Source organism: Amycolatopsis sp. NPDC049252 (genome assembly GCF_043197175.1).
Lineage (GTDB): Bacteria > Actinomycetota > Actinomycetes > Mycobacteriales > Pseudonocardiaceae > Amycolatopsis.
Window position 1 is genome coordinate 287198 of record NZ_JBICSQ010000003.1, and the last position, 21010, is coordinate 308207.

Below are 21010 nucleotides of genomic sequence, written 5' to 3' on the forward strand. Positions count from 1 at the left end.
GCACCTCTTTGTGCACAGGAACCTAGGGAGGACCGCCGATGGCCCGGCACGAACGGCTGAGCACCCTGCTGGACATGCTGGGACAGCGGGAAAAGATCGACGTCGAGGACGTGGCCGAGGAGCTGAACGTCTCTGCGGCCACGATCCGCCGCGACCTCGACCACTTGGCGGAGCAGCAGCTGCTCACGCGCACGCGAGGTGGCGCGGTCGCGAACGACCTCGCCTACGACCTGCCGCTGCGCTACAAGACCGCCCGGCACGTCCCGGAGAAACAGCGGATCAGCGCCGCCGCGGCCGCGTTCGCCGCGAAGGGCATGGTGGTCGGCCTCAACGGCGGCACGACGACGGCCGGCGTCGCGCGGGCCCTGACGATGCGCTCCGACCTGTCCGGCCGCGGGGACGCGCCGGGCATCACGGTGGTGACGAACGCGCTGAACATCGCGCACGAGCTGGCGGTCCGCCCGAACGTCAAGATCGTGGTGACGGGCGGGGTGGCCCGGCCGCAGTCGTTCGAGCTCAGCGGGCCGCTGGCCACGCGGGTGCTCAGCGAGCTGACGATCGACCTGCTGTTCCTGGGCGTCGACGCGTTCGACCCGGAGGCGGGCGCGTTCGCCCACCACGAGGGCGAGGCGAGCATCAACCGCCTGATGGTGGAGCGCGCCGAGCGCGTGGTGGCGGTGGCGGACGGTTCGAAGCTGGGCCGCCGGGCGTTCGCGCGTATTTGCGAGACGACGCAGGTGCACGCGCTGGTGACGGACACCGACGCCGATCCGGAGATCGTGCGCGCGTTCGAGGCGGCCGGCGTCGAGGTGCAGGCCGTCTAGCGCGCCAAGGCGAGAGCCGCCGTCAGGACCCGGTGTCCGGCCGCCGTCGGGTGGACGTCACATCCGCCGGCCGGCAGCTTGATCAGCAGGCCCGCCGCGCACGGGTCGCCGCCTGTGCGGAGGGAAGCCAGGCGGAACGCCGTGAAGCCGTCGGCGATCTTTCCGTGGTAGCGGCGGGTCACCTGAGTCAGCGCCGCGTTGATCGCCTGCACCTGCTTGACCTGCGCGGGGTCGCGGTAGTCCAGCGAGTAGTACGACACGAGCACCACGTCGCCGCGGTAGTGGGCGCGGACCGCACCGAGGATCGCCGCGACGTTGCGGCTCACCTGGTTCAGCGCCGCCTGGAGTCCGTGCCGGTGCACCGGTCCGGGGTCGTCGCCTGGCAGACGAACATGTCGTTGGCGCCGATGTTCAGCGTCACCAGCTTGGTGTCCTGGTGCGTGCGCAGGTACCGCGTGGCGTAGTCGAGTTGCGTGCCCGCGTACGTGACGTGCAGCGGGAACGTCGTCCGGTAGCCGACCGGGGAGCCGACGGAGTTCTCGCAGCCGTTGCTCTGCGCGCCGGCCTTCAGGAAACTCCCGGTCGTTTCGCCGGGGCACGACGCGTTCGCGAGCCGCAGGCCGCGCAGGGACGCGTAGTTCTCCGCGTAGCCGCGGAAGTTCGCCGCGTTCAGGTAGTCCGAAACCGGTGTCACCGCGCCCGGCCGGTAGCCGAACGCCACGGAGTCACCGAGGGCGAGATAACTCCGGCCGCCCGCGTCCGCGGGCGCCGTGGCCAGCCCGGTCAGCGTGACCGCTATCGCCGTACTCGCGAGGAAAGTCCTGAACCGCATGACGGTCTCCTTTCCCCGCGACGCTGCGAGGCCGGAACCGATTGTGCCGGTTCCGGCCCCGCAGCGGAAGCGTCAGAAGCCGATCGCCGTCGGCGGCTTCGGCCCGGCGATCCGGGCCTGGGGCGCGTCCGGCTCCACCGCGGCGCAGTGCGTGCCCCGGGCGGGGAGCTTGCCGGTGATCAGGTAGTCGTCGGTCGCCTTGGTGACGCAGTCGCTCTTCTTGAAGTAGGCGCCGTGACCCCAGCCGTCGTAGGTGAGCAGCGTGTTGCCGCTCTGCCGGGCCACGGTCTGCGACCACGCGTACGGCGTCGCCGGGTCGAACTTGCTGCTCAGCACCAGCAGCGGCGGCGCGCCGTGCACCTGCAGCGGGTGCTGCGGGTTGCTCGCCTTCTCCGGCCAGCCGATGCAGCCGGTCACCGCCTGCCAGCCCAGCGAGTTGACCTTCACGTCCGGGGCGAACGCCGCCACCGCGCGGCGGTAGGTTTCGAGCTCGGCGTAGTTGTGCACCGGCAGGCGCCAGTCGTCGCAGAACACGCTCTGGAACACGGTGTTGACCGGCGTTTCGTCCCGCAGCTTCGCCGACGCGGCCGACGGCGTGCCGTCCGACAGCAGCTTCAGCTCCGTCGCGAGCCGGTTCCAGTCCGGGCCGTAGAAGGAGCCCTGGAAGAACCCCGCGAGCGTCAGCGGCGTGATCACCTCGCCGCTCTGCGGTTCCTTCAGCTCCCCGCGCGCGGCCTTGTCCTGCAGGGCTCGCGTCACCTTCGAGACGTCCTGGCCGTGCAACGCGCAGGACGGCGTCCGGCCGCACCACGCGGCGAACTCGCCGAACTCCGCCTGCACGGACTTGGTTTCGCTGAGCAGGAAGTCCCACGCGCCCTGCTGCGAGTGGTCCATGTTGCTGTCCAGCACGAGCGCGCGGACCTTGTCCGGGAACAGCTCGGCGTACTGCTGGCCCATCAGCGTGCCGTACGAAACGCCGTAGTAGGTCAGCTTCTTCTCACCGAGCGCGGCGCGGATCGCGTCCATGTCCCGCGCGACCGTCTTGGTGTCGGCGAAGCTCGCCAGCGGCCCGGTGAGCCGGGAGCAGCTCTCGCCGACCTTCCGGTTGTACTGCGCGAGCTGCTCGAACTCGGCCTGGTTCGCCGGCACCACCGGGTGGTCGGCGATGACCTCGTCGAGGCCGCACTTGATCTGCGTGCTGCCGCCGACGCCGCGCGGGTCGAAGCCCACGGTGTCGAACCGCTTCGTGACGTCGGCCGAGAGCGACCAGCCGGCCTTGACCTCGCCCGTGCCCGAGCCGCCGGGGCCGCCCGGGTCCATCAGGACCGCCCCGATGCGGGCCTGCGGATCGGTGGCCTTCCGCCGGGCGAGCGCGACGTTCGTGGTGCCCCTGTCCGGGTGGCCGTAGTCGATCGGCACGGTGACCGTGCCGCAGTCGACACCGGGCGCGTCGGCGCACGGCTGCCAGTCGATCGTTCCCGCTGTCGCGGCGGAAGCCGGCGCCGCGGCCAGCAGACTTCCGGTAACCGCTGTGACCGCAGCAGCGGTCAGCAGTCGCTTTCCTACCCCCAGCATAACCAGCCTTCCGTTACCGACAGTGGTTGATCGGCTCCAGGAAAGCACCAATCGGCTGTTCGCGCCAGGTTCGCAGGTGGGTCACGTCGCGGCGTCCACTGTGGACGATCGTTCCGCGTGCCGGAGCCAGGCCGTGGCGAAGGTGCCGAGCACGCAGAGCGCGCCCAGGACACCGAGCCGAAGCCGGTCGCCGGATTGATCGTGAGGCCACGGGACAAGACGATCACGCACAGCGCGCCGCCCACGCGCAGCACGAGGTTCACCAGCGCCGTCGGGTGGCCCAGCTCCCTCACGCCGACCGACGCGTACGCCGCCGTCGGCGCCGGCCTGATCGACGGCCCGGCCCGGCGCCGCGGATCAGCAGCAACGCCTGGATCGGCCACATCGGCGTCTCCGGGCCGAGCCAGGGCATCGGCACCGTGCTCACCGGTAAGCGAGACCGTGCCGCCGCCGTAGCGGTCGGTCAGCCGCCCGGGCGCCAGCACGAAGACGGTGGTGGCCAAGCCCATCGGCGCGAGCAGCACGCCGGCCTCGGCCGGGCCGGCGCCGAGGCGGACCTGGAACCACAGGGGTAGCAGCAGGACCGCGCCGAACATCCCGGCGCCCGCGAGCAGCACCGACGCCAGCGCGGCGCCCATGACCGGCCGCGAAGCCAGCCTCAGCCGCAGCACCGGGTGCGGCGCGCGCAGCGACCACCACGTGACCCCCGCGAGCGCGACGGCGCCGGTCACCGCCGGCACGACGTTCAGCGGGCCGGCGGACCCGGGCGCGCCGAGTTCGGTGAGCGCGTAGACGACCAGCGGCAGGCCGAGCGACACCAGGATCAGCCCGGGCCAGTCCATCGGCGGCGGCTGCCGCCGGTCGCCGAGCGGCACGAACCGCAGCGCCAGCCCGAACGCGACCAGCCCGATGGGCAGGTTCAGCCAGAACAGCACCGGCCACGAGAAGTGCGCGAGCAGGAAGCCACCGACGCTCGGCCCGACGACCGGCGCGAGCCCGACCACCAGACCCAGCGTGCCCATGGTCCGCCCGAGCCGTTCCGGCCCGACGGCCAGCCCGATCACGGTCTGCCCGGCCGTGACCATGACACCGGCGGCCATGCCCTGCACCGCACGCACCCCGATCAGCGTGGCCGCGTCGGGAGCGAGCGCGCACGCCGCCGACGTCAGCAGGAACGCGGCGAGGGCGCCGAGCCACAGCCGTCCCGCGCCGAACCTCCGGACGAGCCACGGGGTCAGCGGGAGGGCGGCGGAGAGGCCGAGCAGGTAGGCGGTGGCGACCCACTGGATCTCGACGAGCCCGACCCCCCAGGCTCAGCCGCAGCGACTCCAGCCCCACGGCGACGATCGAGCCGTCCATGGTGCCGAGGAAACCACCGAGCGCCATGACACCGGAGGCGACCCAGACGGCCCGGGGGATCGGCGGCAGCGCGGTCCGCTCGTGGAGATCACTCATGGGGATCGACGGTAAAAGCTCAAGAAAGGTCGAAGTCAACCTCGGCGCTCGGCGGGTGCTCGGCCTCGCTCGACGCACCCAATGTGGCGTTGGGTGCGGTGGATGCACCCAATGCCACATTGGGTGCGTTGTGAACGGGCTTGAAGTGGCCGGGGAGTGGGGGGTGGGCGTCGGCGGGCGGTGGGGAGGAGCCTGCCGGGAGTCAATGTGGCGTTGGGTGCGTCGGGCGCACCGAATGCCACTTTGGGTGCGTTGTGGTGGGTTTGAAGCAGTCGAGGGAGTTGTGACGGGCGCCGGCGGGGGAAGGGATCTGCCGGGAGTCAATGCGGCGTTGGGTGCGTTGGATGCACTCAATGCCACTTTGGGTGCGTTGTGGTGGGTTTGAAGCAGTCGAGGGAGTTGCGGCGGGCGCCGGCGGGGGAAGGGATCTGCCGGGAGTCAATGCGGCGTTGGGTGCGTTGGATGCACCCAATGCCACGTTGGGTGCGTTGTGGGTGGGCTCGAAGTGGCCGAGGGGCGCCGGCGGGCGGTGGGGGAGGAAGCTGCCGGGAGTGAATGTGACGGTTGGTGCGTTGGGTGCACCGAATGCCACATTGGGTGCGTGTGGGTGGGCCCGAAGCGGCCGAGGGGACCGGGCCGGGGCATCGGCGGGCGCTGGGAAGGAACCCAGGTTCGGCGAGTGGGACACAACCTGGGCCGTCTCGGGGGTCAGCGGGTCGAGCTGCCTCGGACGATGAGCTGCGCCGCCAGCGTCGTCGTGGTTGTCGGGTGGGTGCGGCCGGTGCCGATGCGGTCCAGCAGGAGCCGCGCCGCGAGCTGGCCCATCGCGTGCGCCGGCTGGGCCACCACCGTCAGGGCCGGCGAAATCAGCGTCGCCCACGGGGCGTCGTCGAACGAGACGATGCCGACGTCGTGCCCGGAACTCCGGCCCAGCTCGGCCATCGCCTGCAGCGCGCCGACCGACATCGTGCTGCTGGACACCAGGAACGCGTCCGCCGCTGTCAGAAGCTGTTTTGCCGCTTCGTATCCGCCGGTTTCGCGGAATTCGCAGCGGCGCACCAGCTCCGCGGAGTATTCCCGGCCCGCCTCGCGCAGGGCGTCACGGTAGCCGTCGAGGCGGTCGTCCGCGGTCGTGATGCCGGGCGGGCCCGCGATGCAGGCGATCCGTTGGTAACCGCCGTCGATCAGGTGCCGCACGGCGTCGCGAGCTGCGACGCGGGAGTCGACGAGCACGGCGTCGCAGTCCGCCGAGCCGAGGCGCCGGTCGACCGTCACGATCGGCGTGCCCTGGGCGAGCAGGGGGCCGACGTCGCTTTCGCCAGTGGTCGGCGACATGATCACACCCGCCCGCCGTTCCCGCGCCGCGACCTCGACGTACCGGCGCTCCTTCGCGGTGTTCTCGTCGGAGTTGCACAGCATCACCGAGAACCCGGCGGCCTGCGCGGTGTCCTCGACGCCGCGCGCGATCGCCGTGAAGAACGGGTTTTCGACGTCGGAGATGATCAGCGCCAGCACGGCCGTCTCGCGGCGGCGCAGGCTGCGCGCCAGCCCGTTCGGCGTGTACCCGAGCTCCGCCACGGCCCTGGCCACCCGCTCGGCCAGCGCCGGGTCCACAGTGGACTTGCCGTTGAGCGCACGGGAAACGGTCGCGGTGGAGACGCCGGCCAGGGCCGCCACGTCGGAGATCGTCGCCACGCGCGTCCTCGTTCAGCTGGGTTTGACAGTGCTCCTGGCACACCATAGCTTGGTGGTAATCGATTTCCGGCACAAGTGGTCCTGCGGAGGGGCGGATGACGGGGCTGCTGCTGGGGGTGGACATCGGCACGGCCGGCTCGAAAGGCGTGCTGGTGGACGCCGACGGCGTGGTGCTGGCCCGGTCCGTCCGTGAGCACGGCGTCTCGACCCCGCGGCCCGGCTGGGTGGAGCACGACGCCGAAACGGTCTGGTGGGCCGACTTCGCCGCCATCGTCGCGGACCTGCTGCGCGCCGCCGACGGCCGCGCTCTCGCCGGAATCGGGGTCAGCGGCATCGGCCCGTGCCTGCTGCCCGCCGACGAGCACGGCGACCCGCTGCGCCCGGCGATCCTCTACGGCGTCGACACCCGGGCGGGCGCCGAAATCGCTTCGCTGAAAGAAGAATTCGGCGCCGACGAGATCCTGGCGCGCTGCGGTTCGCCGCTGACCAGCCAGGCCGTCGGCCCGAAGGTGCGCTGGCTGGCCCGGCACGAGCCGGACGTCTACGCGCGCACGAAGAAACTCCTGATGGCGAGCTCGTTCCTGGTGCACCGGCTCACCGGCCGGTACGTCCTGGACCACCACTCGGCCAGCCAGTGCACGCCGCTGTACGACCTCGCGGCCGGCGAGTGGGCGAAGGACTGGGCCGAGCGCGTCGCGCCCGGGCTCGCGCTGCCGGATCTCCTGTGGCCGACCGAGATCGCGGGTGAGGTCACCGAGGCCGCGGCGTCGCGGACCGGGCTGCCTCGTGGCCTGCCGGTCACCGCCGGGACGGTCGACGCCTGGGCGGAGGCCGCCAGCGCCGGCGTCCGCGAGCCGGGTGACGTGATGGTCATGTACGGCAGCACGATGTTCCTCGTCCAGGTGCTCACCGAACCGCGCCCGCACCCCGGCCTGTGGGGCACCCGCGGCGTCGTCCCGGGCAGTTTCACGCTGGCCGCGGGCATGGCGACGTCCGGCGCGGTCACCGAGTGGCTGCGCCGGTTGGTGGGCGGCGGCTACGCGGAACTGGTCGCCGAGGCCGCGGAGGTCCCGGCGGGCAGCCGCGGGCTCCTGCTGCTGCCGTACTTCGCGGGAGAGCGGACGCCGCTGTTCGACCCGGACGCGCGGGGGGTGCTCGCCGGGCTGACGACGACGCACGGCCGCGCCGAGATCTACCGCGCGGCGCTCGAGGGCATCGCGTACGGGGTGCGGCACAACCTGGAGGCGATGGCCGCCGCGGGTGGCGCGGCCGGGCGGCTGGTCGCGGTCGGCGGTGGCACCCAGGGCGGGCTGTGGACGCGCATCGTCTCCGACGTCACCGGCCTGCCGCAGCAGCTCCCGGCCGAGACGATCGGTGCTTGCCTCGGGGACGCGCTCCTGGCGGCGGAGGCCACGGGCGGCGGGATCGATTCGGCCCGTGCCAACCCGGTCGTGACAACGGTGACACCGGACCCGGCGAATGTCACTCGGTACCAAGAGTTCTACGAGCACTACCGGTCGTTGTACGAGGCGACGGCGAAGACGGCGCACTTCCTGGCCGCTCAGCAGCGTGAGGCGGCCGGGTAGCCCGACGTGTCAACGTTGTCGGCCGACAGTCGTCACTCAGGTGGTGGTAACCGGCGTACGGCGGCGCCGTGCCAACGTTGTCGGTCGACACGGCTGCGGTAGTCCTCCAGCGCGGCCACCGACTCGGTGACCTGCTCGAAGGACGGCAGCGCGCGCACGTTCGCGACCAGCGTCATGTCCTTGCGCGGAATCTCGACGAAACACACGTCGACTCCGGAGCGTGACGCCCGCGCGGCCACCTCGGCCTGCCACGTCGGCAGATCGCCGTCGTCGCCGAGCCATTCGTGCAGGTACACGCACCACTTGCCGCGCAACAGCTCCTCGGCGATCGCGTCCTGTGCCACCAAGTACGGTTCTGTCACTCGGTCGGACACTGCTTGTCCTGGTTGAACCACGGCATGACATCCCTCCTGCACCCGGCGGCGACCCGACCGCCGGTAAGCGCTCTCTCGCCGGTCACCTCCCCGATCCCGTCGAGCAGCACGAGCCCCGATGGCCGATCCCCAGCCTTCGATGGGTTGTCAACGTACAGCGGAAAGTGTTTCACAGCAAGCACTTCACGACTTGCTGACAACTTGCGTGCACCGGCGTCGTGCGGATGCACGTGCTGCTGCACATCGAAGAAGGTGTATCGGAACCTGAAGTGTGGCAACGGGAAACGACGCGCGTAATCGTCCTGAGTGGACGGAGATATGCGATCTGCAAATTGCAGATAGGGTGAGCTCTAAGACGCCGTTCAAGTACTCTTTGTGACCACACCGACGGAAGTCGGGAGTGCGGCTCTCGGAACCGGTTCAGCGGGTGACTTTGCGCAAATCGTGCGCTATACAGAGGCCAACATGCGTGTTGATGCGCGAAAGGTGTCAGTAATGAACAGAGTTGCGCAGTCGCTCTGGTGTCTGGCGACAGTCGCCGTCCTCGGGCTCTCGCCCGCCACGGCGTACGCCGACCCGTCCGCGGCGCCCTCCGGGCGGCTCGGCGACCTGACCGGGATCTCCGTCGACGGCGCCACGGTGACGCTGGCGTCGGGGAGCGCGGCGGTGCGCGTGAGCTTCCCGGCCGACGGCGCCGTCCGGGTCTGGCTCGCCCCCGACGGGTCGTTCACCGACCCGGCCGGCAGCAGGATCGTCCTTCCGAAGAACACACCGCCGGCCACGCCGAAGCGCGTCGACAAGGGCGCCTACTGGGCCATCTCCACCCCGAAAGCGACATTGCGGGCGTACAAGTACCCGCTGAAGTTCGCCCTCTACGACGGCGCGGACCGCAAGCAGCTCTGGGCGGAGTCCGCGCCGCTGTCGTGGACCGGCTCGACGACCACGCAGAGCCTGACCCGGACCGGGTCGGAGCAGTTCGTCGGCGGCGGTGAGCAGAACGGCCGCTACAGCCACCGCGACCAGACGATCAAGATCTTCGCCGACGACAACTGGAACGACGGCGGCGCGCCCAACTCGCAGCCGTTCTACGCCTCGACCGCCGGGTACGGCGTCCTGCGGAACACCTTCGCGCCGGGCAGCTACTCGTTCACCGACCCGGTCGAGACCACGCACGACGAGCGCCGGTTCGACGCCACCTACGTCGTCGGGAGCACCCTCAAGGACGTCATCGGCGGGTACACCGACCTGGTGGGCAAGCCGTTCATGCCGCCGATCTACGGCCTGGAAACCGGCGATTCGGACTGCTACCTGCACAACGCCAACCGCGGCGAGCGGCACACGCTCGACGCCGTGAAGGTGGCGGACGGCTACGCCGCGAACAACATGCCGAACGGCTGGATGCTGGTCAACGACGGCTACGGCTGTGGTTACGAGAACCTGCAGCAGACCGGTGAGGGCCTGCGCAAGGACAACATGCAGCTCGGGCTCTGGACCGAGAACGGCGTCCCCAACCAGGCCGAAGAGGTCAAGGCCGGGGTGCGGGTGCGCAAGCTGGACGTCGCCTGGGTCGGCCCGGGCTACCAGTTCGCGCTCGACGCCTGCGACACCGCCTACAAGGGCATCGAGGACAACAGTGACGCGCGCGGGTTCGTCTGGCAGCCGGTGAGCTGGGCCGGCGCCCAGCGCTGCGGCGTGCTGTGGAGCGGCGACCAGTCCGGCTCCTACGACTACATCAAGTGGCAGATCCCGACGTACGCGGGCGCGACGACGTCCGGCATCGCGTACAACACCGGCGACATCGACGGCATCTTCGGCGGCAGCCCGCAGACCTACGTCCGCGACCTGCAGTGGAAGGCGTTCCTGCCGACGGCGATGACGATGGACGGCTGGGCGTCGGCGGACAAGCAGCCGTGGCAGCAGGGCGAACCGTACACCTCCATCAACCGCAAGTACCTCATGCTCAAGGAGCGCCTGCTGCCCTACACCTACAGCTACTCGGCGCAGGCGCACCAGACCGGCGTCGGCCAGGTGCGGCCGCTCGCGCTCGAGTACCCGAACGATCCGAACGTCTGGACGGACAAAGCGAAGTACGAGTTCCTCTCCGGCACGGACTTCCTCGTCGCGCCCGTGTACGAGAAGTCGAACGTGCGCAACGGCATCTACCTGCCCAAGGGCACCTGGGTGGACTACTGGAGCGGCAAGACCTACACCGGCCCGGCCACCATCGACGGCTACGACGCGCCGCTCGACACGCTCCCGCTGTTCGTCCGGGCCGGCGCGGTGGTGCCGATGTGGGCCGACGGCACGAAGTCGTGGCAGACGCGGGACAAGGGTGACCTCGACCTGGACGTCTACCCGCAGGCCAAGGGCAGCTTCACGCTCACCGAAGACGACGGCGTCACCCGTGGCTACCAGCGCGGGGAGCAGGCGAAGCAGACGTTCACCGTGGACGCGCCCCCGTCCGGGCCGGGCACGGTGACCGTCGGGATCGGCGCGAGCGCCGGGACGTACCCGGGCAAGCCGGCCGCGCGGAACTACCAGCTGTCCGTCCACACGGGAACGAAGCCGGCGCTCGTCCAGGCGGGCACCGGGGTCCTGCGCCAGTACGGCAGCAAGGCCGAGCTGGACAAGGCGGCGTCGGGCTGGTGGTACGACCCGGCCGCGCACGGTGTCGTGCGGGTGAAGACCGGACAGGTCGGGGCCGGTGACCGTCAGGACGTCCGCCTTTTCGGGGCGAGTGCGGTCGGCGGGTTCTTCCCCGAGGACGACAACGGCACGACGACGCTGACCGTGCCGTCGCTGGCCGCGCCGGGCCAGGCCACCGCGGCGACGGTGAGCTTCACCAACGGCACGCCGCTGCCGGTCCGGGACGTCGCGTTGTCGGTGCGGGGCAACGGGTTCCGGGCGGACGTCCCGGCGTTGCCGAAGCTCGTCCGGCCGGGGCAGACGGTGCAGGTGCCGGTGACGCTGACCCCCGACGCCGGGCTGAAGCCGGCGGACTACCAGGTCACCGCGTCCACGTCCTACCGCGCTCGGCTGGACACGCACCAGGCCGTGGACTCGTCGACCGTGACGGTGCCGTACGCGTCGCTGGCGGCGGCCGCGTCGAACGTCGGTGTCACCGACGCGGGCCACCTGACGGCCGGCGATCTCGACGGCGGGGGCAGCAGCTTCCGGGCCGAGGGCCTCGCCGAGGCCGGTCTCAAGCCGGGAGCGGCGTTCTCGGCTCTCGGTGCGTCGCTGACCTGGCCCGACGCTCTCGGCGAAAAGCCGGACAACGTCGTCGCGGCCGGTCAGACGGTGGCGGTGAAGGGAACCGGCTCGAAGCTGGTGCTGGCCGGCACGGGCACCGGGACCGCGAAGGGCACGGTCGTCGTCCAGTACGCCGACGGCAGCACCAGCCAGGCCGATCTCGGGTTCCCGAACTGGTGCTGCGCCGACCCCGCCCAGTACGGCGCGACGACCGTCGCGACCGTCCTGGGCAAGAACACCCACACCGGCGCGGCCTACCCGACCACGCCGTACCGGGTGTTCGCGAACTCCGTCCCGCTGACCGCGGGCAAGGAGGTCGTGGCGGTGACGCTGCCGTCGAACCCGGCGGTGCACGTGTTCGCCGCGAGCGTCGCCTGAAGCAGGTTCGGCGAACCGCCGAAGTAGGCGCCGTCCGTGACGAACAGCGTCTCGTCACGGACGGCGACCGCGGTCGGGTTGGCCAGACCGTCCTCAGTGGACAGAATGGTCCTGACGCCGTCGCGGCCGATCGTCACGACCCGGTTCTCCTGGTTGATGGCCGCGACGACGGTGTCGCCGTGGAAGGCGAAGTCGTCGACCGGGCCGAGACCCGACGTCACGACCCGGCCGGGGCCGCCGTGCAGGGGGAAGCGGACCAGCGTGCCGCGGTCCAGGTTGGACACCCAGAGCGCGCCGTCGTGGACCTTGACGCCGTTGGCGCCGAAGCCGCTCACCGGGGCGAGCAGCTCGCCGGTGGCCCAGGCGGTGACGTGGCCTCGTGAGACCCGCCAGACCGTGGCGCCGAACGAGTCGGCCACGTAGATGTCGCCGGTCGCCGGGTCGCGCGCGACGCCGTTCTGGAAGCCGGACGGCGGCAGTTTCGCCACCTGCACCGGCGGCGCCCCGGCCCTGACCCGGTAGAGGCCGGTGGCCGCGGTGCCGGTCGAGACGGCGACGTACAGGTCGCCACCGGGGGCGCGGACGATGCCGCCGAGGAACAGTCTCTTGTGGACGACCGGCACGTCGCCGTCGTCGGGTACCGGGATCCGTCCGACGGTGGTGACCTGGCCGTCGCGAGCGACCCGGCCGATCTCGCCGGTGTAGGCGAAGGTCAGGTCCGCGGCGCCGTCGGGTTCGAGGGTGATGTTCTCGGGTTGCTGGTCGAGGGGCACGATCCTGGGTGCCGCATCGGCGGTGTGCGCTGGCAGGGTGAAGAGGGCGGCCGCGGCCAGCGCGACGCCGATATGCTTGATGCGCAAGGGAAACTCCGTCTGGTTCGGGAGCGGCGGCCCGACCCTGGGCTCGCCGTGCCCTCGACGGTAAACCCGGTGCGTGCTCGCGGGCCAATAGCTCAGCCTCGCGGTGCCATCGGAAATCCGATTGCGGTCAGAGATCCCGGGCGAAGCAGCGCGAAATCGGCTCGCCGCGGTAAGGCCCGTAGGCCTCGATCGGTTCGTAGCCTTCGCGCTGGTAGAACCGCATCGCGTCCGGCTGGCCGGTGCCGGTTTCCAGCAGCAGCCGCGGAATCCCGAGTTCCCGCGCGTGGTCTTCGAGCGCGCGCAGCAGGGCGGTCGCGACGCCGGTGCCGCGAGCGGACGGGTCGACGTACATCCGCTTGATCTCGGCGGAGTCCGGTCCGAGCGGCCGGAGCCCACCGCAGCCGACGGCGGTACCGTCGCCGTCGCGCGCGACGAGGAACACGGCCATGGTCTCGGCGGTCGGGAGCGCGCCGGGCTCGTGGTCGTCGGTGCCGTAGCGAGCGTCAAGTTCGACGCGCTGGGCTTCGCGTAGCCGGACCGCGTCGGGATCGTCCCAGCTCACGGCGGTGATCGTGCTGATGCCGAGGTTGGCCATGGGGTGCACCTCCGTTTCGTAACAAGCGTTACCGTAGCACCTGTTACGCTACCGGGAAAGGAGGTTCCGGGTGCCGAGGCAGCGTGACGTGGGGGCGCAGCGGGAGCTGCTGTCGAACGCGGTGTGGCAGGTGCTCGCCGAAGCGGGGCTGCCGGGCCTGACGCTGCGCGCGGTCGCCGAGCGCGCGGGCTGCACGACGGGCCTGGTGCTGCACGCGTTCCCGACGAAGAAGGCCCTGCTGCTGCACGCACGCGACCTGCTGTACGAGCGCACGGCGATCCGCGCGGACGCGGCCGAGGCCGCCGCGGCGTCGCCGGCCGGTGCCCTGACGGCGGTGCTCGGCTGCGCGGCGGACCTCACCCAGGGCCACCAGGAGGAGTCCCGCGTCTGGGTGGGTTTCCTGGCCGCGGCCCTGGCCGACGACGACCTCGCGGAACGCCACCGGGCGGCGAACCACTCGTTCCTGGCCCGGGTCCGGCGCTTGATCGCGGCCTGCCGTCCGGAGTGGACGGACGAACGGCTGGACCTGACGACAAAAAGCCTGGTGGCGCTGGTGGAGGGCCTCAACGTCCTGGCCGCGGCCGACCCACGGGCCTATCCGGCGCGGCTGCAAGAGGACGCGCTGGCCAAGGCGCTCCAAGACGTGGTGAGTGGTAATTCGGGTTAGGGCGCACCAATACTTGGTCACCCACTGGCCCGGGGTCCGCGGCTTGGTTGCGGCGAGGTCGGCACCTGCGGACCGCAACGGCCAACACAACGACCGCAACGGCCAACACGCAGGCAAAACCGGGTGTGTTGGCCACTGCGGTCAGCGTGATGGCCACTGCGCGGCGGGTCGGCTTTCTCCCGCACGGGCTGCGACCAGCACGAGGCGTAGGTCGGCAAATGCAGCTCCGCCAGAAACCCTCGTTACAACTCATGAGGGCCCGGTGGGAGCGGCGGCGGTAGTGCACGAACTTGGGCTTGCGCGGCGGCGCCCCAGTCAGGTGGGTTTCGATCCTGAACCTGCTATGCCGCCGGGCCGAAGCGGCGGCGGTAGGCGCTCGGGCTCAGGCCGGTGTGCCGCCTCAGCTGCAGCCGCAGGTTCGCCGCCGTGCCGAAGCCGCTTGCCTCCGCCACGCGGTCCAGCCGCAGCTCGCCGCGCTCGATCAGGCGGCAGGCCAGCGTCACCCGCTCCGTGGTCAGCCACGCCAGCGGCGTTGTCCCCAGCTCCGCGCGGAACCGGCGGTGCAGCGTCGCCGGGCTGGTCGCCGCGCGCACCGCCAGGTCGGCCACCGTCAGGGGGCGGTCCAAACGGGCCAGGGCCCAGGCCAGCACCGGCGCCAGCGAGGTGTCCGGCACCTCCGGCACCGGCCGGGTGATGAACTGCCGCTGCCCGCCGTCGCGGTGGCCGGTGAAGACCAGGCGGCGGCTGACCGCGTTGACGACCTCCGCGCCGTGGTCGCGGTGGATCAGGTGGAGGCCGAGGTCGAGCGAGGCCGCGCTGCCCGCCGCCGTGAGGACGTCGCCCTCGTCGACGAACAGGACGTCCGGCTCCCAGCGCACCGCCGGGAAGCGCTCGGCGAACTCCGCGGCCCACTGCCAGTGCGTGGTCGCGCGCCGGCCGTCCAGGACGCCCGCCTCGGCGAGGGCGAACGCGCCGGTGCAGAAACTGACCAGCCGGGCGCCGCGGTCCGCGGCCCGGCGGATCGCCGCGATGATCGCCGGGTCGGTCGGCACGCCGGTGTCCGGGCGGGCCGGGGCGATGAGCGTGTCCGCCGTGTCGGCGGCCTCGAGCCCGGCGACCCCGGTGAGCGTGAACAAGCCCAGGTTCATCCGCACGTCCGGGGTCGCGGCGCAGAGCGTGAAGTCGTACCAGGGCCGGTCCAGCTCGGGCCGCCGCAGCCCGAACAGCTCGGTCGCCACGCCCATCTCGAACGGGTTCGACTCGGCCGTCACGATCGCCACGACCCGGTGAGAGAATTCTTGCGGCATGTGCGATTCCTAGCACTCGTCCGCGCGGAACACCAAGCGCAGGATCGGCGCATGAACCCGATCGACCTGACCGAAGTCCTGGCGAGCTTCGACGCCGCCTGGAGCCCGCGGATCGTCACCCGCGTCAACGACTACGACATCCGCCTCGCGCGGTTCGCCGGCGAGCACGTCTGGCACGTCCACGAGGACACCGACGAGTTCTTCCTCGTGCTCGACGGCGAGATCGAGATCGGCCTGCGCGACCCGGCGGAACGCGTGGTGACGCTCAAGAGCGGCCAGGTCTTCGTCGTCCCGAAGGGCACGTTCCACAAGCCGTCCTCGCAGGCCGGCGCGAGCGTGCTCCTGGTCGAACCGGCGGGCACGCTCTCGGTCGGCGACGAGCACGACGAGGTCCCGGACCACGTCGACGTCACGACGGGACACCTGATCAGCTGAGCGCCGTCTGAAGCGTCTCCCGCAGCCAGCGCTGCGCCGGGTCGGCGTCGAGGCGCGCGTGCCAGCGCAGGACCACCTCGACCGACGGCAGCGGCGCGGGGATCGGGAACCAGCGCAGGCCGAGGGCCTCGCCGTACTGCTCGGCGAGCCGCTGCGGGACGAGCCCGACGTACTCGCTCGACGACACCAGCAGCGCGGCGACCGCGGACGTGGGCACGACGGCGGCGACGTGCCGGTGCAGGCCTTCGGCTTCGAGGACTTCGTCGAGCGGCCCGCGGGCGAGACCCCGGCGCGACGCCGAGACGTGCGGGTGCCGGCACAGCTGCGCGAGCGTCGGCCGCCGTCCCAGCGAGCTGCCGGCGCGGACGATGCCCACCACCCGTTCGCGGTAGAGCCCGGCGGTCCGGATGTCCGGCGCCGGGGCGTCGCCCGCGCCGATGTCCAGGTCGATCGAGCCGTCGCGGAGGGCTTCGGAACTTTCGGTGCCTTCCGCGACGAACCGCAGGACGACACCCGGCGCGACCGCGGCCGTGGCCGCCACCGCCGCGGTCGCCAGGGTCGCCGCGACGCCGTCGTTGATCCGGATCGTGAAAGTGCGTTCCAGCTCGGCGACACGCAGTTCGCGGCCGGCGCCGGCCAGCGCGGCCGCCTCGTCGAGCAGGGAACGCACCCGCGGCGCGGTCCGCAGCGCGAACGGCGTCGGCGCCATCCCACGGCCCGCGCGCACCAGGATCGGGTCGTCCATCGCCCGCCGCAGCCGGCCCAGCGCCCGGCTCGTCGCCGGGATCGAGAGGTGCAGCCGCTCGGCCGCGGCCGTCACGCTGTTCTCCTGCAGCAGCGCGTCGAACACGCGCAGCAGGTTCAGGTCCAGTAGGTCGGCCACAGTTGCATGGTACGCAAAGAGTTATTGTCAATCTTGCGTGGCACGACTGGTCCCGGGCTCCCTACCGTCAGTCATATGACAACCACCTCGACCCGCGGCCCCGCCGTCACGCACCGCGGCCTCCTCACCGTCATGTGCGCCTGCGTGGTGCTCGTCGTCGGGATGGTCGCCGCGATCAACCTCGCCGTCCCGATGCTCGCCGCGAGCGCGCTGCACCCGTCCGCGCCGGCGCTGGTCTGGATCGTCGACACCTACGTGATCTTCTTCGCCTGCCTGGTGATCCCCGGCGGCGGCGCGGGCGATCGCTTCGGCCGCAAGGGTGTCCTGCTGGCCGGCCTGGCGCTGTTCGCGGCGGGCGCGCTCGTGTCGGCGGTCGCGCCGGACGTCGTCGTCCTGCTCGCCGGCCGGGCGCTCACCGGGGTCGGCGCCGCCGCCGTGCTGCCCAACACGCTCGCCGTGCTGCTGCACGCCGTCCCGGGCGAACGCCGGGGCGCGACCATCGCGACCTGGGCGTCGATGACCGGCATCGGCGGGGTGATCGGCAACGTCGGCGGCGGTGCCGTCCTGACCGGCGGGTCGTGGCGGTGGCTGTTCGTCGCCGCCGTGCCGATTGCGCTGGGCCTCGCCGCGCTCGTGGCACGCGTCGCGCCGGTGTCGTCACGTCACGACCGCCGGCTCGACCCGCTCGCCGCGGCGCTGCTCGTCGGCGCGTCGGTCGCCCTGCTCCTCGGGATCGTCCAAGGCCCGGAAGCGGGCTGGGGCAGCCCGCTCGTGATCGGCGGGTTCGCCTGCGCCGCGGTGCTTTTCACCGCCTGGGTGCTCGTCGAACTGCGCTCCGAGCACCCGCTGCTCGATCCGCGGCTGTTCCGCATCGCGGGCTTGCGCAGTGCCTGCCTCGGCATGACGGCGATCTTCTTCGGGATGTTCGCGCTGTTCTACGTCAACGCGTCGTTCCTGCAGTACGCCAAGGGGTTCAGCGTCCTGGGGACCGGGCTCGGGATCCTTCCGCTGACCGTCCCGATCATCGTCGGCGGCCGGCACGTCGGCCTCCTGACCCGGCGCGTCGGCCTCGACGCCACGATCGCCCTCGCGTTCGCCTTCGTCGGCGGCGGGCTGCTCGGCCTGTCGACGACCGACGCGCAGACGCCGTACGCCGGGTACGCGGCGTGGCTCGTGGTGACCGGCGTCGGCGTGACGCTCTCGCTGCCGACGCTGTCCGGTGTCATCGCGGGTTCGCTGCCCCCGGCCCAGGCCGGGGTCGGCACCGGGCTGCAGTCCACCACCCGCGAGTTCGGCAGCGCGCTGGGGGTCGCCGTCATCGGCACGGTGTTCACCGGCCGGTTCGCCGACGCGCTGCCGTCGGACGTCCCCGCGCACACCGTGGCCCAAGCCCTGGCCATCGCCCCCGGCCGCGCGCACGACGTCGTCACGGCGTTCGTTTCGGCCACCAGTCTCGGATTGCGGGTGATCGGCGTGACCGTGCTCGTCCTCGGCGGTCTTGTCGTCCTGGAGTCCCTGTTCGCCCGCGGCCGCAAGCCGCGGACCACCAAGTAGAAGGAGCAACACCATGCACGTGTTCGTCACCGGAGCCACCGGGTGGATCGGCTCGGCCGTCGTCGACCAGCTGCTCGACGCCGGGCACGAGGTCACCGGGCTCGCCCGCTCGGACGCCGCCGCCGAAATCCTCGAGAAGAAGGGCGCCGGAGTGCGGCGTGGCGACCTCGACGACCTCGACGGCATCCGAGCCGGGGCCGACAGCGCCGACGCCGTCGTCCACCTCGCCAACAAGCACGACTTCGCGCACCCGGAGGTGAGCAACCGGGCCGAGCGGGACGCGGTGCGGGCCATCGGCGAAACCCTCGCGGGCTCACGACGGCCGTTCGCCGTCGCGGCCGGGCTCGCGTTCCTCGCCCCCGGCCGGGTGGCCACCGAGCAGGACCGGTCCCCGTTCCACGGCCTCGACTCCCTGCGCGGCGGCAGCGAAAACCTCGCGCTGGAGTTCGCGGACCGCGGTGTCGGCACGGTCGTCGTGCGGTTCGCGCCGACCGTGCACGGCGAGGGGGACCACGGCTTCCTGCCCGGTCTGGTCGCGACCGCCCGCGCCAAGGGTCTCGCGGGGTACGTCGGCGACGGCGCCAACCGCTGGGCCGCGATCCACCGCGACGACGCCGGCGCCGTCGTGCGGCTCGCGCTGGAGAAGCAGCTTCCGGCGGGCACCGTCCTGCACGCCACCGCCGAAACCGGCATCCCGATGCGCGAAATCGCCGAAGCCATCGGCCGCGGGCTGGATGTGCCCGCCGCTTCCGTGCCGGAAGATCAGGCCGGTGCGCACTTCGGCTGGCTGAGCAAGTTCGCCGGGGCCGACATGGCCGCGGCGAGCGACACCACCCGTTCGCTGCTCGGCTGGACACCCAGTGGCCCGACCCTCGCCGAAGACCTCGGCAGCTATCTCTGAAAGCAGCTACCTCTGAAGGGAGAACCCGTGACCGACTACCCGCGTCCCGGCGACCGGCTGGCGGTGGTCGACCAGAGCGGCTCCACCGTCACCCTGCTCGACGCCGTCGACCACCGCGTCCAGACGGTGCTGCCGGTGCCCGCCGAACCGCACGAGCTGTGCTTCGACCCCGCGCACCGGCTGCTGTACTGCACCAGCGCGTACCACCACGGCCACTACGACGAGAACGACGGCCGCAACCACCAGGTCACCGTGATCGACCCGGGCGCCGGGGAGATCGTCGAAGTGCTCGACATCGCGCCGGAGCACGGTCCGCACGGGATGGCCCTCGACGCCGGACGCGGCCTGCTCTACGTCAGCGTCGAAGCCGGCCCGGCGGGCCCGGGTGGTGTCGTCGTCCTGGACACCGCCACCCGGAAGGTGCTCCGCCGCGTCGACACCGAAGCGCCCGGACCGCACTGGTTCGTCACGGACCCCGACGGCGTCCACGGTTACGCGGCCAACAAGGAGGCGCCGTTCGTCTCCGTGGTCGACCTGGTGACCGGTGAGCTGGTCGCCAAGGTCGCCGTGCCCGGGAGCGAGGGGATCGCGGCCGCTCCGGACGGCTCGGTCGTGGCCGTCGCCGCGCCGAAGGCCGACGGCCGGTCGGCCGCGCAGCCCGGGGTACGGCTGATCGACACCCGGACCGCCGAGGTCGTCCGGACCCTGCCGACCGGGTTTCCCGTGGTCCCGGTGCACTGGACGGCGACCGGCCTGCTGCTGGTGGGGGAACTGCTCGACGGCGCCGGCCGCCTCTCGGTGTGGGCGGGGACGTCGCCGGTCTCGGTGGAGCTGGTGGGGCAGGCGGACGTCGGCGCCTTCCCCCTCACGATCCGGTCGTCGCCGGACGGCACCCGGGTGTACGTCGCGGCGGTGTTCGGCTCGACGGTGACCGTGCTCGACGTCGGGAACCCGGCGCGGCCGGCGGTTCTCGACACCCTCGAGATCCCCCACGCCCACGGCCTGGCCTACATCCCGGCCTAGAACGTGGTGGTCAGCCCGCCGTCCACGGCGATCGTCTGGCCGGTGACGTAGGACGCCGATTCGCCGGCGAGGAAGACGACCGCGCCCGCGATCTCCTCCGGCCGGCCCCAGCGGCCGAGGGCCGTCCGCCGTCCCAGCCAGGCGGTCCACTCGGGATCCTCGGTCATCGCCGCGTTGACGTCCGTGGCGAACGTGCCGGGCGCGACGGCGTTCACCGTGACGCCGTCGCGCCCGAGGGTCGCGGCCAGCGACCGGGTCAGGCCCTCCAGCCCGGCCTTGGCGGTGCTGTAGGCGACGTCGTTGGCGCGGCCGACCTGGCCGAGCACCGAGGAGATGTTGACGATCCGCCCGGGACGGCCGCTCCGGACGAGGTCCGCGGCGACCAGGCGGCTCAGCGTGTAGGCGGACACGAGATCGGTGTCGAGCAGCCGCAGGAAGTCGCCGCTCGTCGTGACGGCGAAATCCCGCCGGTCGCGGTGGCCGACGTTGTTGACCAGGACGTCGACCACCGGGTCCAGCGCTTCGAGCGTCGCTTCGGCGGCGGCGCGGTCGGTGACGTCGAAGGGCAGCGCGGTCGCGGAAAGCCCGTCCGCGCGCAGGGCTTCCGTGACCGTGTCCAGGGTGGCGGGGTCGCGGCCGTTGACGTACACGTGCGCCCCGGCGCGAGCGAGGCCGCGGGCGATCTCGAGGCCCAGCCCGCGGGCCGAGCCGGTGACGAGCGCGGTGCGGCCGGTCAGTTCGGGCATCGGCCCACCTCCGGGTAGAGTCCACTGAAACGACTGTTTCAGTCTCGCCGTCCGGGGCGGCAGGCGCA

The 21010-nt window shown here is 71.9% G+C and carries 19 protein-coding genes; 8 read left to right on the forward strand and 11 right to left on the reverse strand.

Going from position 1 to position 21010, the window contains the following annotated elements:
- The first annotated feature begins 38 nt into the window (after window positions 1-38).
- Window positions 39-824 (forward strand): DeoR/GlpR family DNA-binding transcription regulator, encoded by a 786-nt coding sequence (locus ACGFMK_RS06880; protein ID WP_392759120.1) that lies wholly within the window; start codon window positions 39-41, stop codon window positions 822-824.
- Here ACGFMK_RS06880 and ACGFMK_RS06885 read toward each other — a convergent pair.
- The 5 genes from ACGFMK_RS06885 to ACGFMK_RS06905 all read right to left on the reverse strand — a co-directional run bounded on the left by ACGFMK_RS06885 (window position 821) and on the right by ACGFMK_RS06905 (window position 6381).
- Window positions 821-1186 carry a hypothetical protein gene (locus ACGFMK_RS06885; protein WP_392759385.1) on the reverse strand — a complete coding sequence of 122 codons (366 nt, stop codon included), beginning with the start codon at window positions 1184-1186 and terminating at the stop codon, window positions 821-823. The genes ACGFMK_RS06880 and ACGFMK_RS06885 overlap by 4 nt on opposite strands.
- A complete protein-coding gene (locus ACGFMK_RS06890) occupies window positions 1156-1656 on the reverse strand; it encodes an SGNH/GDSL hydrolase family protein (protein WP_392759122.1) in 501 nt (166 codons plus the stop codon). The genes ACGFMK_RS06885 and ACGFMK_RS06890 overlap by 31 nt, the downstream gene beginning before the upstream one ends.
- A gap of 72 nt (window positions 1657-1728) precedes the next feature.
- Complete coding sequence (locus ACGFMK_RS06895; protein WP_392759124.1) at window positions 1729-3231, reverse strand: alpha/beta hydrolase; 1503 nt, start codon at window positions 3229-3231, stop codon at window positions 1729-1731.
- On the reverse strand, window positions 3219-4520 hold the full coding sequence (locus ACGFMK_RS06900; RefSeq protein WP_392759369.1) for an MFS transporter: 1302 nt from the start codon (window positions 4518-4520) through the stop codon (window positions 3219-3221). Before ACGFMK_RS06900 ends, ACGFMK_RS06895 begins: the two co-directional genes overlap by 13 nt.
- Before the next feature lie 874 nt (window positions 4521-5394).
- Window positions 5395-6381 carry a LacI family DNA-binding transcriptional regulator gene (locus tag ACGFMK_RS06905; protein WP_392759126.1) on the reverse strand — a complete coding sequence of 329 codons (987 nt, stop codon included), beginning with the start codon at window positions 6379-6381 and terminating at the stop codon, window positions 5395-5397.
- Window positions 6382-6476: 95 nt separating this feature from the next.
- On the opposite strand from ACGFMK_RS06905, the gene ACGFMK_RS06910 reads away from it, so the two are divergent.
- Window positions 6477-7967, forward strand: coding sequence for an FGGY-family carbohydrate kinase (locus tag ACGFMK_RS06910; RefSeq protein WP_392759128.1), 1491 nt, complete (start codon window positions 6477-6479; stop codon window positions 7965-7967).
- Window positions 7968-7999: 32 nt separating this feature from the next.
- Here the strand turns inward: ACGFMK_RS06910 and ACGFMK_RS06915 are convergent, their stop codons facing one another.
- Together ACGFMK_RS06915 and ACGFMK_RS06920 are read right to left on the reverse strand one after the other, a co-directional pair.
- Entirely contained in the window at window positions 8000-8329 is a 330-nt protein-coding gene (locus ACGFMK_RS06915) for a hypothetical protein (RefSeq protein WP_392759131.1), read from the reverse strand.
- On the reverse strand, window positions 8326-8583 hold the full coding sequence (locus ACGFMK_RS06920) for a hypothetical protein (protein WP_392759133.1): 258 nt from the start codon (window positions 8581-8583) through the stop codon (window positions 8326-8328). The genes ACGFMK_RS06915 and ACGFMK_RS06920 overlap by 4 nt, the downstream gene beginning before the upstream one ends.
- A 253-nt stretch (window positions 8584-8836) precedes the next feature.
- On the opposite strand from ACGFMK_RS06920, the gene ACGFMK_RS06925 reads away from it, so the two are divergent.
- Window positions 8837-11971, forward strand: coding sequence for a TIM-barrel domain-containing protein (locus tag ACGFMK_RS06925; RefSeq protein WP_392759135.1), 3135 nt, complete (start codon window positions 8837-8839; stop codon window positions 11969-11971).
- A gap of 987 nt (window positions 11972-12958) precedes the next feature.
- Here the strand turns inward: ACGFMK_RS06925 and ACGFMK_RS06930 are convergent.
- Window positions 12959-13426, reverse strand: coding sequence for a GNAT family N-acetyltransferase (locus ACGFMK_RS06930; RefSeq protein ID WP_392759137.1), 468 nt, complete (start codon window positions 13424-13426; stop codon window positions 12959-12961).
- Between the two features lie 70 nt (window positions 13427-13496).
- On the opposite strand from ACGFMK_RS06930, the gene ACGFMK_RS06935 reads away from it, so the two are divergent.
- Window positions 13497-14093: a TetR/AcrR family transcriptional regulator gene (locus tag ACGFMK_RS06935; RefSeq protein WP_392759139.1), complete on the forward strand. Its 597-nt coding sequence runs from the start codon at window positions 13497-13499 to the stop codon at window positions 14091-14093.
- A gap of 341 nt (window positions 14094-14434) precedes the next feature.
- Here ACGFMK_RS06935 and ACGFMK_RS06940 read toward each other — a convergent pair whose 3' ends face one another.
- Complete coding sequence (locus tag ACGFMK_RS06940) at window positions 14435-15400, reverse strand: helix-turn-helix domain-containing protein (protein WP_392759141.1); 966 nt, start codon at window positions 15398-15400, stop codon at window positions 14435-14437.
- Window positions 15401-15451: 51 nt separating this feature from the next.
- On the opposite strand from ACGFMK_RS06940, the gene ACGFMK_RS06945 reads away from it, so the two are divergent.
- Window positions 15452-15835, forward strand: a complete 384-nt coding sequence (locus ACGFMK_RS06945) for a cupin domain-containing protein (RefSeq protein WP_392759143.1) — start codon at window positions 15452-15454, stop codon at window positions 15833-15835.
- On the opposite strand, the gene ACGFMK_RS06950 is transcribed toward ACGFMK_RS06945, so the two are convergent.
- A complete protein-coding gene (locus tag ACGFMK_RS06950; RefSeq protein WP_392759145.1) occupies window positions 15828-16718 on the reverse strand; it encodes a LysR family transcriptional regulator in 891 nt (296 codons plus the stop codon). The two genes, ACGFMK_RS06945 and ACGFMK_RS06950, sit on opposite strands and share 8 nt — an antisense overlap.
- A 132-nt stretch (window positions 16719-16850) precedes the next feature.
- Between ACGFMK_RS06950 and ACGFMK_RS06955 the strand changes: the two genes are divergently transcribed.
- Genes ACGFMK_RS06955 through ACGFMK_RS06965 form a run of 3 tightly spaced genes read left to right on the forward strand, consistent with a single transcriptional unit; the run spans window position 16851 to window position 20196 of the window.
- Window positions 16851-18272: an MFS transporter gene (locus ACGFMK_RS06955; RefSeq protein ID WP_392759371.1), complete on the forward strand. Its 1422-nt coding sequence runs from the start codon at window positions 16851-16853 to the stop codon at window positions 18270-18272.
- 13 nt (window positions 18273-18285) lie between these two features.
- Window positions 18286-19173, forward strand: coding sequence for an SDR family oxidoreductase (locus ACGFMK_RS06960; protein ID WP_392759147.1), 888 nt, complete (start codon window positions 18286-18288; stop codon window positions 19171-19173).
- Between the two features lie 27 nt (window positions 19174-19200).
- The gene (locus ACGFMK_RS06965) at window positions 19201-20196 is read left to right on the forward strand and encodes a YncE family protein (RefSeq protein WP_392759149.1); all 996 of its coding nucleotides are present in this window, start codon (window positions 19201-19203) and stop codon (window positions 20194-20196) included.
- On the opposite strand, the gene ACGFMK_RS06970 is transcribed toward ACGFMK_RS06965, so the two are convergent.
- The gene (locus tag ACGFMK_RS06970; protein WP_392759151.1) at window positions 20193-20942 is read right to left on the reverse strand and encodes an SDR family oxidoreductase; all 750 of its coding nucleotides are present in this window, start codon (window positions 20940-20942) and stop codon (window positions 20193-20195) included. The genes ACGFMK_RS06965 and ACGFMK_RS06970 overlap by 4 nt on opposite strands.
- Window positions 20943-21010: the final 68 nt, after the last annotated feature.